The sequence below is a fragment of the Pseudomonas sp. s4 genome (genome assembly GCF_046764235.1).
GTDB classification, from domain to species: domain Bacteria; phylum Pseudomonadota; class Gammaproteobacteria; order Pseudomonadales; family Pseudomonadaceae; genus Aquipseudomonas; species Aquipseudomonas asiatica.
This window is the reverse complement of record NZ_CP177209.1, coordinates 872,987-887,034: the sequence shown is the minus strand read 5'-3', so window position 1 is coordinate 887,034 and position 14,048 is coordinate 872,987. Positions and strand designations below refer to the sequence as shown.

Here is a 14,048-nt window from a genome sequence, read left to right as displayed (position 1 = left end):
CGCGGTTTTGCTTGCAAGTGCCGCCCCCGGGGCGCTGGCACCGCGCCTTGACACACCGGGACCCGCGACCTAGCATGCCGCGCAACCTCACTGGAGCAGCCGATGCAACCCCAATCCTTCTACCGCGCGGTGGCTGATGATTTCAGCGCCGTCGACGAGATCATCAAGAAGCAGCTGACCTCGCGCGTGCCGCTGGTATCGAAGATCGGCGACTATATCACGTCCGCCGGTGGCAAGCGCCTGCGCCCCCTGCTGGTGCTGCTGTGTGGCAAGGCCCTGGGCCGCGAAGGCGACGACCTGCGCCTGCTGGCTGCCACCATCGAATTCCTGCACACCGCTACCCTGCTGCACGACGACGTGGTCGACATGTCCGGCATGCGCCGTGGCCGCTCCACCGCCAATGCCCTGTGGGGCAACGCGCCGAGCGTGCTGGTGGGTGACTTCCTCTATTCGCGCTCGTTCGAGATGATGGTCGAACTGGGCTCGATGCCGGTCATGCAGATCCTGTCCAAGGCCACCCGCGTGATTGCCGAAGGTGAGGTGCTGCAGCTGTCGCGGGTACGCGACGCCAGCACCACCGAGGAAGTCTACATGGAGGTCATCCGCGGCAAGACCGCGATGCTGTTCGAGGCTTCGACCCACAGCGCCGCCGCGCTGGCCGAAGCAACCGACGAACAGCGCGAGGCCTTGCGTACCTTCGGTGACCACCTGGGCGTGGCGTTCCAGCTGGTCGACGACCTGCTGGACTACAAGGGTGACTCGCAGACCCTGGGCAAGAACGTCGGTGACGACCTGGCCGAAGGCAAGCCTACCCTGCCGCTGATCTACACCATGCGCGAAGGCACCGCCGAACAGGCTGCGCTGGTGCGCCAGGCGATCCAGAAGGGTGGCCTGGAAGACCTGGAGCAGATTCGCGTGGCAGTCGAGGAGTCGGGTGCTCTGAAGTACACGGCGGAGCTTGCGCGTGACTATGTGAAGCGTGCCATCCAGTGCCTGGAAGTGCTGCCGGCCAGCGAATATCGTGATGCGCTGGTCGAGTTGAGCGAGTTTGCTGTCGCGCGTACTCACTGATAGACCGAGTCGTCTTCATTCGCGGGCAAGCCCGCTCCTACAGGATTGCGTCGCCTGTATGAGCTGGCTTGCCCGCGATGCTTTTGTACGGACATAATCACTTCTGAAAAAATACCTTATACAATTCGGGTTTTTAACCGCCCGTCTGTTTGTTTGAGGAACCGAAGTGAGCACTCTGCCACCCTGCCCGAAATGCAACTCCGAATACACCTATGAGGATGGCACGCAGCTGATCTGCCCTGAATGCGCCCACGAGTGGTCGGCCAGCGGCGACGCCGAAGCGGCCAGCGACGAGGTGGTGAAGAAGGACTCGGTCGGCAACATCCTGCAGGATGGCGACACCGTCACCGTGATCAAGGACCTCAAGGTCAAGGGCTCGTCCCTGGTGGTCAAGGTCGGCACCAAGGTCAAGAACATCCGCCTGTGCGACGGCGACCACGACATCGACTGCAAGATCGACGGCATCGGCGCCATGAAGCTGAAGTCCGAGTTCGTACGCAAGGTCTGATTTTCCATAAAACCGCCAATTGGCGCTTGCTATTCAGATAATAAGAATTATTCTCATTGGGACTGCTATCCAAGGAGAATAGCCATGACTTATCTGATCGACGCCTGGCTGGACCGCCCTCACCCCTACCTGCGCATTCTTCATCGGGAAACCGGCGAAGTGTGCGCGGTGCTTGAAGAAGAAGCACTCGACGAGCTGCGTGACCAGGGCGACCTGGACATGAGCGGGCTGAATTCGAGTGAACCGGGGGTACTCAAGGAGCTGGTGCGGAATCTGTTTCTGTTCTGCTATGCGCGGGCGTTGCGCCCCGGGGGGACAGACTGGAACTGACGGACCTGGCGAGGGCTTCGCCCTCGATCGCGACACAAGGCCGCTCCTACAAGTGTATGCGTTCCCCTGTAGAAGCGGCCTTGTGTCGCGAATGGGCCGCAAAGCGGCCCCAGCGGCATTACAGAACGTCGAGCAGCTCGACGTCGAACACCAGCACGCTGTGCGGCGGGATGCTGCCAACGCCTTGGGCACCGTAGGCCAGCTCGCTCGGCACGTACAGGCGCCATTTGCTGCCAGCGTTCATCAGCTGCAGGGCTTCGGTCCAGCCAGCGATCACACCACCTACCGGGAATTCAGCCGGCTGACCACGATCGTAGGAGCTGTCGAACACAGTGCCGTCGATCAGGGTGCCGTGGTAGTGGGTGCGCACATTGTCTTCGCGGGTCGGCTTGGCGCCTTCACCTGCGGTCAGTACTTCGAACTGCAGGCCCGAAGCCAGGGTGGTGATGCCGTCACGCTTGGCGTTCTCGACCAGGAATGCCTTGCCAGCGGCAGCAGCGGCTTCAGCCTTGGCAGCTGCTTCGGCTTGCATCACTTCGCGGATCACCTTGAAGCTGGCCGACAGGTCGGCTTCGCTGACGCGGCTGTCGGCGCCGTTGAAGGCATCGGTCAGGCCAGCCAGGATGGCTTCCAGGCTGACGCCCGGTGGCGGGTTGTCGCGCAGCTGGCCGCCCAGCTGACGGCCGATGCCGTAGCTGACGCGCGTTTCGTCGGTGGACAGGTTGAGTTCGGACATTGTCGTGCTCCACTGCAGGGCGCAGTGAAGCCGCGCCCTTGATGAAAAGGGCGAGCAGCCTAGCACACTGGGGCGCTGCGAGCAGCTACCAGGCCGAGCGCTGGGAAATCGGCACCTTCAAGTCTTCTTCCGGGTGCGTGCCCATGCCGCACATTTCGTCCTGCACCGACCAGTGCACCAGGTTCATCGAGACCATGGGGATGGTTTGCAGCAACTTGCGTGCATCCTCCACCGAATGCACGCGCAAGCGTTCACCACGGGCATCGGACAGGGGGTGGGGGTGGCCTTTGATCCGCGCTTCGAGCAGGTAGTCACCGCCTTCGATGGCGATCAGGTTCAGTTCGTCGACATGGCCAGCCCTGGCCTCGGTGTTGAGCTGATGCAGGTTCATGAGAGCACCTCGCGATGGGAACCACGCATGAGAGCTCATTTTTTGTACAGAAAGGGCGAATGCACAAGGCATGACTGACGCCGCTCGTCAGTTGGACCGCGCCGGCCTCTTCGCGGGCTTGCCCGCTCCCACAGGGATGGCGAAGAGGCCTGAAAGGTTCAGTGCTTGGTCAGCTTGTCCAGGTAACCCATGCAGAATGCCGAGACCACGAAGGTCATGTGGATGATCACGTACCACATCAGGTAATCGGTGGAGATGTTCTGTGCGTCCATGAACACCCGCAGCAGGTGGATGGACGAAATGGCCACGATCGACGCGGCAACCTTCATCTTCAGCGACGAAGAGTCCATCTTGCCCAGCCAGTTAAGCTTTTCCTTGCTCTCGTCGATGTCCAGTTGCGAAACGAAGTTCTCGTAGCCGGAGATCATCACCATCACCAGCAGGCCGCCCACCAGCGACATGTCGATCAGCGACAGGATCACCAGGATCAGGTCGGCTTCGCTGAGGGCGAAGACGTTGGGCAGGACGTGGACCACTTCCTGGAAGAATTTCAGCGCCAGGGCCAGCAGGCCGAGGGACAGGCCGAAGTAGATGGGGGCGAGCAGCCAGCGCGAGGCATACATCGCATTTTCGAGGATACGTTCCATGGAGTGTCGGGACTCATCAGGTGACTAAAAAAGCGACGGCGAGTATAGCCAGCCACCTGTTACAGCAAAAGCCCGGGGCTGCCATGCAGCCCATTCGCTTGTAGGAGCAGCCTTGTGCTGCGAATGGGCCGCAAAGCGGCCCCCTGCATCAATCAGGTCTCAGGATGAAACTGGTAATCCCCCAGATTCCGACACCGCTCACCATTGATCCGCCGCAACTGCGCCTGCAAATGCAAACACCAGATCTGCGGATCCTCGGCCACCTGATACCCATGCAAGGTCAGGCTGTCGACAATGGCATTGAGTACCGATTCGGCCACCAGCGGCCCATGGAACGGCCCTTGGGCCTTGATCGCGGACGGTTGTTCACCGGCCATGCCGGCGGCGAACAGCAGCGTCCACATGCCGTTATCCCCGGCCAGCGGACGGATGCTGCATTCGATGCGGGTCACCAGGCCCAGGCACTGGCGTGTGAGGCTGAGATTGCGCATGGCCGCGCCCCCTCCAATAAGCCTTGTTCAGCCTGAACCTCAGGCTGTTTCCATCCTGAACGCTGTTACCGTCCTTAAGTTCCAGCATAGAAGAACGGTACAGAAAGATGGAAAACCGGCGCTGAACGGTAGCACATCGCCGCCAGCGCCGGTTTCTTGACTCAGGCCGGCTTGGCCTGGGCAATCACCTCTTCCAGGCGCTCTTTCTCCGCCTTCTCGATTTCTTCCTCGCTGATCATCTCGGCAATCTCACGCAGGCGCTCCACCACCCGCGCGTTGACGCTGCCTTCGGTGAACTGGCCCTTGTCATCCAGCACACCGGCCTCCTCGCCCACCAGCAGGCTCAACGCCTCGTCGGCCTGGCTGACCGCGTACACGTGGAACATGCCGTTCTCCACTGCCTGCAGCACACGCTCGTCGAGCATCAGCGTGGCGACGTTGGCACGCGGGATGATCACTCCCTGCTCGCCGGTCAGGCCACGCGCCTCGCACAAGCGGAAGAAGCCTTCGATCTTCTCGTTGACCCCACCCACCGCCTGCACTTCACCAAACTGGTTGATCGAGCCGGTGATGGCGAAGCACTGCTTGAGCGGCGTACGCGACAAGGCCGAGATCAGCGTGCAGGCTTCGCCCAGCGAGGCGCTGTCACCGTCCACATAGCCGTAGGACTGTTCCAGGGCGATGCTCGCCGAGATCGCCAGCGGGAACTCCTGGGCATAGCGGCTGCCCAGGTAGCCGGTGAGGATCATCACACCCTTGGAGTGGATCGGCTGGCCGAGGTTTACCTCACGCTCGATGTCGACGATACCGCTGCCGCCCGGGTACACGGTGGCGGAGATACGCGCCGGCATACCGAACGCCGAATCACCCACTTCCAGCACGGTCAGGCCGTTGCACTTGCCGATGGCCGCGCCTTCGGTGTCGATCAGGATGATGCCGGCGAGCATGTCGTCCAGCACCCGCTGCGAAACACGCCCGGTGCGGGTGGCCTTGGCCTTGAGCGCACGCTCGATGTGCCCGGCGTCGGTCATTTCGTCACTGGCCAGCTGGCGGATGAAATCAGCTTCGCTGACCAGCTGGAACAGGTCGCCGATACGTGCCGACAGGCGCGACTGGTTTTCTGCCAGGCGGGCGCTGTAGGTGGCCAGACGCGCCACCGCGTCACTGGTCAGTGGCGCCATGCCCTCTTCGTTGGTGCGGGTGCGCAACAGCTGGGCGAACTGCTCCAGGTTCTCATCGACCATGGGCATGTCTTCGTCGAAGTCCACCAGCACCCGGAACATCTCCTGGAAGTCCGGGTCGTGGTCCTGCAGCGCGTAGTAAAGCTGGCGCGAACCGATGATGACCAGCTTGATGTTCAGCGGGATCATCTGCGGCGTCAGGCTGACGGTAGCCACCCGCCCCAGCTCGCCCAGTGGCGACTCCATCTTCAACTTGCGCGACTGCAGCGCACGCTTGAGTGCGTCCCAGACGAACGGCTCGCCCAACATCTTCTCGGCTTCCAGAATCAGGAAGCCGCCGTTGGCGCGGTGTAGCGCGCCTGGGCGCAGCTGGCGGTACGAGGTGTACAGCGCACCCTGGTCGGTGCTGTATTCGATACGGCCAAACAGGTTGTCGTAGGTCGGGTGCGGCTCGAACACCACCGGCGCACCGCCGTCGGCGTGGTGGCCGACCACCAGGCTTGGCGCGTACTGCTCTTCCAGCAGCTTGCGCGCAGCCGCGTCGGTCTTGCTGTCATCGACCAGTTGCTCGACCACGGTACGCAGCAGGTTCAGCTGCACCGACTGCAGGTAGGCGCAGACCGCAGCGTTCTCGGCGTACTTCTCCGACAGCGGCGCCAGCAACGGCTGCAGGGCCAGGGTGATGGTTTCCTCGTTGAGCTGGCGCAGCTGGTTGTTCGACTCGCGCTTCCATTGCGGCAGGCTGGCCAGCTCTTCGTTCAGGCGTTCCTCGAGCAGGGCGATATCCTCGTGGAACTGCTCGCGCACCTCTTCCGGCAACTGGGCGAATTCGGCTTCATCCAGCGCCTTGCCGTCGGCCATCGGGGTGAAGGCGACGTTGCTGGCATCGCGGTACAGGGCCACGTCCTTTTCCAGCGAGGCGCGCTCGATCACATCCAGGGCGCGGTCGTAACGCTGGTTGAAGGCGCGGTCGATGGCGCCTTTCTTCTGCTGGTACGACGGGTGCTCGAATACTGCAGGGAAGGTCGACAACAGGTTGTCGATCAGCCCGTTCATGTCGGCGATGAACGCCCCGGCGGTGCCGGACGGCAATTCCAGTGCGCGGGGTTCGCGTGTGTCATCGAAGTGGTTGACGTAGACCCAGTCGGCCGGGGTCTGCTGACGCTTGCCCTCGGCCTTGAGGTAGCGCTTGACGAACGAGAAGCGGCCGGTTCCGGGCTCGCCCATCACGTACACGTTGTAACCAGGGCGCGGCATGGCCACGCCAAACTGCAGGGCCTCGACAGCACGCTCCTGGCCCAGGACTCCGCGAAACGGCTCCAGATCGTCGGTATTGGTAAAGGCAAACTGCTCGGGGGAGAAACGCCGGGTCAGGGCTTCAGGCGCGAGACGCAGGCGCGCAGCGACAGGATCGGGCATTGGGTTTCCTTACTTCGGCGGGGCAGATACGCAGCATTCTGGCGCTGCCCGCGCGCGCCTTGCAAGGCTCCGCAGGACTTTATGTCGCAGCCGGTGCGGGTCATGCAACAGCAAATTTTTCGCAATCAACAACGCAACTCTTAGATCGTGCCTAAACTCCAAGCTGCGCGGGTGGGTGAAAAGCTTTCCCGACCTGGCAACCGAGTTGCCAGAAACCCTGACCCTTGGTTAAGTCAAATAGAGAACAAATGCTATGAAACGGATTCTTCTGGGTACTCTGTTCACCGTGGTCTCGATCAATGCCATGGCCGAAGCGCCAGGCGGCCCGAACTGCGGCTGGGGCAACATGCTGTTCGAAGGCCAGCGCGGCACTCCGGCACACTTCCTGGCTTCCACCACCAACGGCACCTCCGGTAACGCCACCTTCGGCATGACCTCCGGCACCAACGGCTGCTCGACCAAAGCGTCGCTGACCTACGGCGGCAAGTCCTGGTTCGCCATGAACGGCATGATGAATGAACTTTCCGAAGACATGGCCATGGGCCAGGGCGAAGCACTGACCACCTATGCCGTGGTTCTCGGCGTGGCCCCTGAAGACCGTGGCTACTTCGCATCGGTCACCCATCAGCACTTCAACCAGATCTTCAGCAGCGCCGACGTCACTGCCGAAACCGTCCACAGCAACACCCTGGCTGTTCTGAAGAACGACCCACGCCTGGCCAAATACGCAACCGAGGCCTGAGTGCAGCTCCTCCCGCCCCGGCCCCGGGGCGGGTTTCGCCTTTTTTCGGCATCGTTGAGAAGTAGTTGCCCGACATGCTCAAACGCTTCGTATCCCTGGCGCTGTGTGCCTGCGCCCCTGCTCATGCCGCGCCCGTGCTGGACCAAGGCCGTGTCCAGCAACTGGCCAACACCCCTTACTGGATTGCCCTGGGCCATTACGAAACCGCCAAGCTGGGTGGCTGGCGCAGCTATGTGGACGATGATGCGTTCTTCCTCGCCGAGGATGGCGCGCACCACCCCGACCAGGAACTGAAAGCCACGGTCGAAGCGCTGTACGCCCCGGCCAGCCTCGGCGACAAGCATCCCCAGTGCGTATTCCCGGCGCGCACCCGCTGGCTGCGCGAACAGCTCGACTTGCAAGACTTGCCGCAACCTGACTGCCAGGAGTTCACCACCTGGTACCAGTCTATCGACCCACACAGTGCGGCGCTGATCTTCCCGGCGGCCTACCTGAACAGCCCGTCATCGATGTTCGGCCACACCTTGCTGCGCATCGACCAGTCCAACACCCGCAGCGACGACACCACGCTGCTGAGCTACGCAATCAACTTCGGCGCCTACATCGAAGGCAGCGACAACAGCATCCTGTATGCCTGGAAGGGCCTGATGGGTGGCTACCCGGGCCTGTTCGCGCTGATGCCCTACCAGGAGAAACTGTCCGAATACCGCAGCCTGGAAAACCGCGACCTGTGGGAGTACCAACTGGACCTGACCCCGGAAGAAACCGGGCGCATGGTCGAACATGTGTGGGAGCTGAAGCAGATCCAGTTCGACTACTTCTTCTTCGATGAGAACTGCTCGTACCGCCTGCTGGAGCTGCTGCAGGTGGCCCGGCCGGGCCTGGACCTGACCTCGCAGTTCCCGCTGACCGCCATCCCGACCGACACGGTGAAGGCCGTGAAGCAGTCCGGCATGGTCGCCAGCGAGACGTACCGCCCCTCTCGCGAACGTGAACTGCTGGCCCGGGCCGAGCCGCTCGATCACGACGAAAAGCGCCAGGTGCTGGCTGTAAGTGCCAACACCGGGCAACTGCAGAGCCCCGAATTCAAGGCCCTCCCCCGCCAGCGCCAGGCGCTGGTGCAGGACGCCGCGTACCGCCTGGAGCGTTACCGTGCCAATGGCCAGGAGCGCGACCCTGGGCAGGCGAAACGCAGCTTCGAACTGCTGCGGGCAATCAACAGCAACCCGCCCCCACCCCTGCAGATCGAGCGCCCAGGCCTGCCCGAGGACGGCCATGACTCGCGCACCTGGCAGCTGGGCGTAGGCACCCGCGAAGACCGCGCCTACGCCGAGTACGGCCTGCGCATGGCCTACCACGACCTGAATGACAACGCCTATGGCTTCCCGCTGGGGGCGCAGATCGAGATCCTGCAGCTGAAGCTGCGCCAGTACGAAGGCAATGACTGGCAGGTGCAGCGCCTGGACCTGGCCACCATCCGTTCGCTGACACCGCGCAACGAGCTGCTCAAGCCCTGGTCGTGGCAGGTGGCCGGCGGGCTGGAGCGCGTGCCGGGCAAGCATGATGACGAAGTGCTGGTAAGCCATGTGAACGGCGGGGCCGGCGGCACCTGGCAACTGGCCGACGGGTTGCTGGGCTTTGCCCTGGGCACGGTTCGGGTCGAGCACCACAATGATTTTGCCCAGTTCATCGCCCCGGCGGCGGGCTTCAATGGCGGGCTGCTGTGGCGCAACGGGCTGGGCAACATGACGCTGGAGGCCAAGGGCGATTATTTCACCAATGGCGAAGTACGGCGCAGTTTGAGCCTGAACCAGCAATGGGAGATCAGCCAGAACCTGGGCCTGCGGTTGAGTGCATCGCGAGAGTTCAGCCACCTGGCCACGGCGCAGAACGAGGTGATGCTGGAGTTGAAGTGGTATCACTACTGAGGCCGCTTTGCGGCCTTTCGCGGGCATGCCCGCTCCCACAGGTACTGCACTGGCCTCGAATCCTGGGGTGATCCTGTGGGAGCGGGCGTGCCCGCGAATGGGCCAGTGAGGTCAGCAGAGCAGTGTGAACCAACCGACTCTTTGACACTGTTTTAACGACTCCCCGACAAATCGCCACCTAGACTTTCCAGTATCAACCGGAGGGTTTTGTGGTTATGTCGCGGTACTGGTTCGGCGTGTGCATGGCGTTGTTGCTGTCTGGTTGCGAAACCACCCACGAGCAGATGGTCCACCAGGGTTATCCCCCCGCCTATGCCGATGGCTTCCAGGACGGCTGCAGCAGCGGCCGACAGGCGGCAGGGCTGATGGTCGGCGCTTTTCGCAAGGACGTGCCGCGCTACCTGCACGAGCGCCAGTACGAAAGCGGCTGGGACGACGGCTTTCGCCAGTGCCACGCCATGCAGAACAGCGAAGAACAGCGCCAGTACCACGAGCGCTTCTGGGACCAGCGCGAGCGCGACTGGGAGCAGGAAAAGGACCGCGACGCCGCACGCGCCTATCGCCACAACTGAGTCGCAAACGGACATCCCTTGAAACCGGCGGCCTGCGATGATGGTCTCCTGCAAAAGGAGGCCACGCATGAGCCGAGCATTCGTCAACGAAGACCAAGCCGCCGCCCAGGCTGATCAGCCGGTCGAGCGACGGGTCAGCGAACAACCCAACTACGTCACTGCCAGTGGCCTGCGCCAGCTGCAGGAGCGCGTGACCGAGCTGAATGCCCTGCGCAGCGAACTGCAGGCACAAGGTGAACGTGGCGACAAGCAGCGGCTGGCGGATACCGAACGGGACCTGCGCTACTTCAGCGCGCGATTGCAAAGCGCCCAGGTTGTGCCGGCGGCGACATCGCGCAGCAAGGTGCAGATTGGCAGCCGGGTGCGGTTTGTCGATGCGCAGGACCAGGAGCAAGTAGTAAGGCTGGTGGGCGAGGATGAGGCGGATGCCGGGCGGGGGTTGATAAACTGGGGTTCGCCGTTGGGGCGGGCTTTGCTCGGGGCGGGGCCAGGGGATGAAGTGGTCTGGCGGCGGCCGGTGGGGGAGCAGGTGATCGAAGTGGTTGAGGTTTTTGGTGAAGATTGAGGACCTGGGGGCTGCTTTGCAGCCCATCGCGACACAAGGCCGCTCCTACAAGGACCGCGTCATTCCTGAACATGCGCGATACCTGTAGGAGCGGCCTTGTGTCGCGAAAGGGCCGCAAAGCGGCCCCAACGGCCTCAGATCAAACCACGCCCTGCGCCAACATCGCATCAGCCACTTTCACGAAGCCCGCGATGTTCGCACCTTTGACGTAGTTGATGCTGCCATCCGCCTCTTCACCGTAATGCACGCACGCATGGTGAATCGACTGCATGATGTTGTGCAGCTTGCTGTCCACCTCACCGGCAGTCCACAGCAGGCGCATGGCGTTCTGCGACATCTCCAGGCCCGACACGGCCACGCCGCCGGCGTTGGAGGCCTTGCCCGGGGCGTACAGGATGCCGGCCTCCAGGAAGATATCCACAGCCTCCAGGGTAGTCGGCATGTTGGCGCCTTCGGCCACGCAGATGCAGCCATTGCGCAGCAAGGTGCGGGCGTCTTCGGCGTCCAGTTCGTTCTGCGTGGCACACGGCAGGGCGATGTCGCACGGCAGGCTCCACGGGGTCTGGCCCTTGCGGAACTCCAGGCCGAACTGCGCGGCCAGTTCGCTGATGCGGCCACGCTTGACGTTCTTCAGCTCCATCACCGCATCCCACTGGGCATCGGTCAGGCCAGCTTCGGCGTACAGGGTGCCTTCGGAGTCAGACAGCGAAATCACCTTGCCGCCCAGGTCCATGACCTTGCGCGCGGCATACTGGGCCACGTTACCCGAACCGGAAATCGCCACGCGGCAGCCATCGATACGCTTGTCCTGGCGCTTGAGCATTTCCTCAGCGAAGTACACGCAGCCGTAGCCGGTGGCTTCCGGACGGATCAGGCTGCCGCCGTAGGTCATGCCCTTGCCGGTCAGCACCGAAGTGAACTGGTTGGCCAGGCGCTTGTACTGGCCGAACATGAAGCCGATTTCGCGGGCACCCACGCCGATGTCACCGGCCGGGACGTCCAGGTCAGCGCCAATGTGGCGGTACAGCTCGCTCATGAACGCCTGGCAGAAACGCATGACTTCGGCGTCGCTCTTGCCTTTGGGGTCGAAGTCCGAGCCGCCTTTGCCGCCGCCCATGGGCAGCGAGGTGAGAGAGTTCTTGAACACCTGCTCGAAGGCCAGGAACTTCAGCACGCCCAGGTTGACCGACGGGTGGAAGCGCAGGCCGCCCTTGTACGGGCCGATGGCGCTGCTCATCTGGATGCGGTAGCCGCGGTTGACCTGCACCTTGCCCTGGTCATCGACCCAGGACACGCGGAACAGTACGGCGCGCTCGGGCTCGACCATACGCTCCAGAATGCCGGCCTGCAGGTAATGCGGGTTGGCCTCGAGGAATGGCCACAGGCTGCGCAGCACTTCTTCCACAGCCTGGTGGAATTCAGGTTGGGCCGGATCGCGTTGCTTCAGGCGCGCGAGGAAATTGTCGACAGATTCGATCATGGTAGACATCTCACCAAGAGGATTGGACTTATTGGTTTTTTTCAGGAATGTACCAAGAAGCAATCGCACCGGAATAGGGCGAAATGTCGTTTTTTTGAAATTATTTGGTGCTCTTTATATAAGTGTATACAAAACTCGGGGCGGCGGCTTCATTCGCGGGCTCGCCCGCTCCCACAGGTTCATCACAGGCCTTGGGTTTCAGGGGCTCCTGTGGGAACGGGCATGCCCGCGAATGAAGCCAGCACCACTTCCCAGTCGGGCACAAAAATGGGGCCTCGAAGGGCCCCATTCTTGTGCATCAGAACACCGGCTTACTGGGCCAGCTTCTTGTGCCGTACACGGTGCGGCTGGGCAGCAGCATCGCCCAGGCGCTTCTTGCGGTCGGCTTCGTACTCGGTGTAGTTACCCTCGAAGAACACCACGTTCGAGTCGTCTTCGTACGCCAGGATGTGGGTAGCCACACGGTCCAGGAACCAACGGTCGTGGGAGATCACGATCGCCGCGCCCGGGAAGTCCAGCAGGGCTTCTTCCAGCGAACGCAGGGTTTCGACGTCGAGGTCGTTGGACGGTTCGTCGAGCAGCAGGACGTTACCGCCCTCCTTCAGGGTCAGAGCCAGGTGCAAGCGGCCACGCTCACCACCGGACAGGTCCTTGACGAACTTCTGCTGGTCGCCACCCTTGAAGTTGAAGCGGCCCACATAGGTACGCGACGGGATCTCGTAGTTGCCGATGCGGATCATGTCAGAGCCGTCGGAAACCTGCTGGAATACGGTCTTGCCGCCGTCCAGGTCTTCGCGGCTCTGGTCGACGCAGGCCAGCTGCACGGTTTCACCGATCTCGATGCTGCCCGAGTCCGGCTGTTCCTTGCCCATCAGCATGCGGAACAGGGTCGACTTACCGGCACCGTTACCACCGATCACACCGACGATGGCGCCTTTAGGCATGGAGAACGACAGGTTGTCGATCAGCACGCGGTCGCCGTAGCCCTTGGTGACGTTCTTGAACTCGATGACCTTGTCGCCCAGGCGCGGGCCGGCCGGGATGTAGATCTCGTTGGTTTCGCTGCGCTTCTGGAATTCCTGCGACTGCATTTCTTCAAAGCGCTGCAGACGTGCCTTGGACTTGGACTGGCGGGCCTTGGCGCCTTTGCGCACCCACTCCAGTTCCTCTTTCATGGCCTTTTCGTGGGCGCTCTGCTGCTTGGATTCCTGCGCCAGACGCTCGGACTTGGCTTCCAGCCAGCCCGAGTAGTTGCCTTCGTACGGGATACCGGCGCCGCGGTCCAGTTCCAGGATCCAGCCAGCGACGTTGTCGAGGAAGTAACGGTCGTGGGTAATGGCTACCACGGTGCCCGGGAAGTCGTGCAGGAAGCGCTCCAGCCAGGCCACCGAGTCGGCGTCCAGGTGGTTGGTCGGTTCGTCCAGCAGCAGCATGTCTGGGGCCGACAGCAGCAGGCGGCACAGGGCCACTCGGCGCTTCTCACCACCGGACAGGTGCTCGATGCGTGCATCCCAGGCCGGCAGGCGCAGGGCGTCGGCGGCAACGTCCAGCTGGCGCTCCAGGTTGTGGCCGTCAGCGGCCTGCAGGATGGCTTCCAGCTTGGCCTGCTCGGCGGCCAGCTTGTCGAAGTCGGCATCCGGTTCGGCGTAGGCAGCATAGACCTCGTCCAGGCGCGCCTGGGCGTCCTTGATCACGCTGACCGCTTCCTCGACCACTTCGCGCACCGACTTGTTCGGGTCCAGTTGCGGTTCCTGTGGCAGGTAGCCGACGTTGATGTCGGGCATCGGACGGGCTTCGCCGTCGAATTCCTTGTCGACGCCCGCCATGATCCGCAGCAGGGTCGATTTACCCGCGCCGTTCAGGCCGAGCACGCCGATCTTGGCGCCCGGGAAGAACGACAGGGAAATGTTCTTGAGAATTTCCCGCTTCGGCGGCACGACCTTGCTCAGCCGATGCATGGTGTAGACGTATTGAGCCAAAACCAAGC

14 protein-coding genes are annotated in these 14,048 nt (G+C 62.6%); 7 read left to right on the top strand and 7 right to left on the bottom strand.

Features of this window, described 5'->3' with window-relative positions:
* The first annotated feature begins 102 nt into the window (after window positions 1–102).
* The 3 genes from ACK56M_RS04145 (at window position 103) to ACK56M_RS04135 (ending at window position 1,909) form a co-directional block, all read left to right on the top strand.
* Window positions 103–1,071: a polyprenyl synthetase family protein gene (locus tag ACK56M_RS04145; protein ID WP_003256318.1), complete on the top strand. Its 969-nt coding sequence runs from the start codon at window positions 103–105 to the stop codon at window positions 1,069–1,071.
* Between the two features lie 166 nt (window positions 1,072–1,237).
* The gene (locus ACK56M_RS04140; protein ID WP_009686103.1) at window positions 1,238–1,579 is read left to right on the top strand and encodes a zinc ribbon domain-containing protein YjdM; all 342 of its coding nucleotides are present in this window, start codon (window positions 1,238–1,240) and stop codon (window positions 1,577–1,579) included.
* Between the two features lie 84 nt (window positions 1,580–1,663).
* Window positions 1,664–1,909 carry a hypothetical protein gene (locus tag ACK56M_RS04135; RefSeq protein ID WP_003256316.1) on the top strand — a complete coding sequence of 82 codons (246 nt, stop codon included), beginning with the start codon at window positions 1,664–1,666 and terminating at the stop codon, window positions 1,907–1,909.
* Between the two features lie 118 nt (window positions 1,910–2,027).
* Here the strand turns inward: ACK56M_RS04135 and ACK56M_RS04130 are convergent, their stop codons facing one another.
* The 5 genes from ACK56M_RS04130 to ACK56M_RS04110 all read right to left on the bottom strand — a co-directional run bounded on the left by ACK56M_RS04130 (window position 2,028) and on the right by ACK56M_RS04110 (window position 6,774).
* On the bottom strand, window positions 2,028–2,645 hold the full coding sequence (locus tag ACK56M_RS04130; RefSeq protein ID WP_003256315.1) for an FKBP-type peptidyl-prolyl cis-trans isomerase: 618 nt from the start codon (window positions 2,643–2,645) through the stop codon (window positions 2,028–2,030).
* A gap of 85 nt (window positions 2,646–2,730) precedes the next feature.
* Window positions 2,731–3,036 (bottom strand): DUF6482 family protein, encoded by a 306-nt coding sequence (locus tag ACK56M_RS04125; protein ID WP_015268897.1) that lies wholly within the window; start codon window positions 3,034–3,036, stop codon window positions 2,731–2,733.
* Between the two features lie 158 nt (window positions 3,037–3,194).
* The gene (locus tag ACK56M_RS04120) at window positions 3,195–3,683 is read right to left on the bottom strand and encodes a TIGR00645 family protein (RefSeq protein WP_003247486.1); all 489 of its coding nucleotides are present in this window, start codon (window positions 3,681–3,683) and stop codon (window positions 3,195–3,197) included.
* A 152-nt stretch (window positions 3,684–3,835) separates the two neighbouring features.
* On the bottom strand, window positions 3,836–4,174 hold the full coding sequence (locus ACK56M_RS04115; protein ID WP_003247487.1) for a hypothetical protein: 339 nt from the start codon (window positions 4,172–4,174) through the stop codon (window positions 3,836–3,838).
* A gap of 161 nt (window positions 4,175–4,335) precedes the next feature.
* Window positions 4,336–6,774 carry a Lon protease family protein gene (locus ACK56M_RS04110; protein WP_013970817.1) on the bottom strand — a complete coding sequence of 813 codons (2,439 nt, stop codon included), beginning with the start codon at window positions 6,772–6,774 and terminating at the stop codon, window positions 4,336–4,338.
* Window positions 6,775–7,027: 253 nt separating this feature from the next.
* Between ACK56M_RS04110 and ACK56M_RS04105 the strand changes: the two genes are divergently transcribed.
* The 4 genes from ACK56M_RS04105 to ACK56M_RS04090 all read left to right on the top strand — a co-directional run bounded on the left by ACK56M_RS04105 (window position 7,028) and on the right by ACK56M_RS04090 (window position 10,581).
* A complete protein-coding gene (locus ACK56M_RS04105) occupies window positions 7,028–7,516 on the top strand; it encodes a DUF3015 domain-containing protein (RefSeq protein WP_003256313.1) in 489 nt (162 codons plus the stop codon).
* A 74-nt stretch (window positions 7,517–7,590) separates the two neighbouring features.
* Window positions 7,591–9,444 (top strand): DUF4105 domain-containing protein, encoded by a 1,854-nt coding sequence (locus ACK56M_RS04100; RefSeq protein WP_411959260.1) that lies wholly within the window; start codon window positions 7,591–7,593, stop codon window positions 9,442–9,444.
* Between the two features lie 215 nt (window positions 9,445–9,659).
* Entirely contained in the window at window positions 9,660–10,016 is a 357-nt protein-coding gene (locus tag ACK56M_RS04095; protein WP_013970815.1) for a hypothetical protein, read from the top strand.
* A gap of 67 nt (window positions 10,017–10,083) precedes the next feature.
* Complete coding sequence (locus ACK56M_RS04090) at window positions 10,084–10,581, top strand: GreA/GreB family elongation factor (protein WP_015268895.1); 498 nt, start codon at window positions 10,084–10,086, stop codon at window positions 10,579–10,581.
* Window positions 10,582–10,720: 139 nt separating this feature from the next.
* Here ACK56M_RS04090 and gdhA read toward each other — a convergent pair whose 3' ends face one another.
* Window positions 10,721–12,061, bottom strand: a complete 1,341-nt coding sequence (gene gdhA / locus ACK56M_RS04085; RefSeq protein WP_015268894.1) for an NADP-specific glutamate dehydrogenase — start codon at window positions 12,059–12,061, stop codon at window positions 10,721–10,723.
* Window positions 12,062–12,372: 311 nt separating this feature from the next.
* Window positions 12,373–14,040, bottom strand: a complete 1,668-nt coding sequence (gene ettA / locus ACK56M_RS04080) for an energy-dependent translational throttle protein EttA (protein WP_015268893.1) — start codon at window positions 14,038–14,040, stop codon at window positions 12,373–12,375.
* Between the last annotated feature and the right edge of the window lie 8 nt (window positions 14,041–14,048).

Bases quoted from the DNA above. Each gene is read 5' to 3' on its own strand.
- ACK56M_RS04145 (WP_003256318.1), top strand. From the start codon at position 103: ATGCAACCCCAATCCTTCTACCGCGCGGTGGCTGATGATTTCAGCGCC.
- ACK56M_RS04135 (WP_003256316.1), top strand. From the start codon at position 1,664: ATGACTTATCTGATCGACGCCTGGCTGGACCGCCCTCACCCCTACCTG.
- ACK56M_RS04130 (WP_003256315.1), bottom strand. From the start codon at position 2,645: ATGTCCGAACTCAACCTGTCCACCGACGAAACGCGCGTCAGCTACGGC.
- ACK56M_RS04125 (WP_015268897.1), bottom strand. From the start codon at position 3,036: ATGAACCTGCATCAGCTCAACACCGAGGCCAGGGCTGGCCATGTCGAC.
- ACK56M_RS04120 (WP_003247486.1), bottom strand. From the start codon at position 3,683: ATGGAACGTATCCTCGAAAATGCGATGTATGCCTCGCGCTGGCTGCTC.
- ACK56M_RS04115 (WP_003247487.1), bottom strand. From the start codon at position 4,174: ATGCGCAATCTCAGCCTCACACGCCAGTGCCTGGGCCTGGTGACCCGC.
- ACK56M_RS04110 (WP_013970817.1), bottom strand. From the start codon at position 6,774: ATGCCCGATCCTGTCGCTGCGCGCCTGCGTCTCGCGCCTGAAGCCCTG.
- ACK56M_RS04105 (WP_003256313.1), top strand. From the start codon at position 7,028: ATGAAACGGATTCTTCTGGGTACTCTGTTCACCGTGGTCTCGATCAAT.
- ACK56M_RS04100 (WP_411959260.1), top strand. From the start codon at position 7,591: ATGCTCAAACGCTTCGTATCCCTGGCGCTGTGTGCCTGCGCCCCTGCT.
- ACK56M_RS04095 (WP_013970815.1), top strand. From the start codon at position 9,660: ATGTCGCGGTACTGGTTCGGCGTGTGCATGGCGTTGTTGCTGTCTGGT.
- ACK56M_RS04090 (WP_015268895.1), top strand. From the start codon at position 10,084: ATGAGCCGAGCATTCGTCAACGAAGACCAAGCCGCCGCCCAGGCTGAT.
- gdhA (WP_015268894.1), bottom strand. From the start codon at position 12,061: ATGATCGAATCTGTCGACAATTTCCTCGCGCGCCTGAAGCAACGCGAT.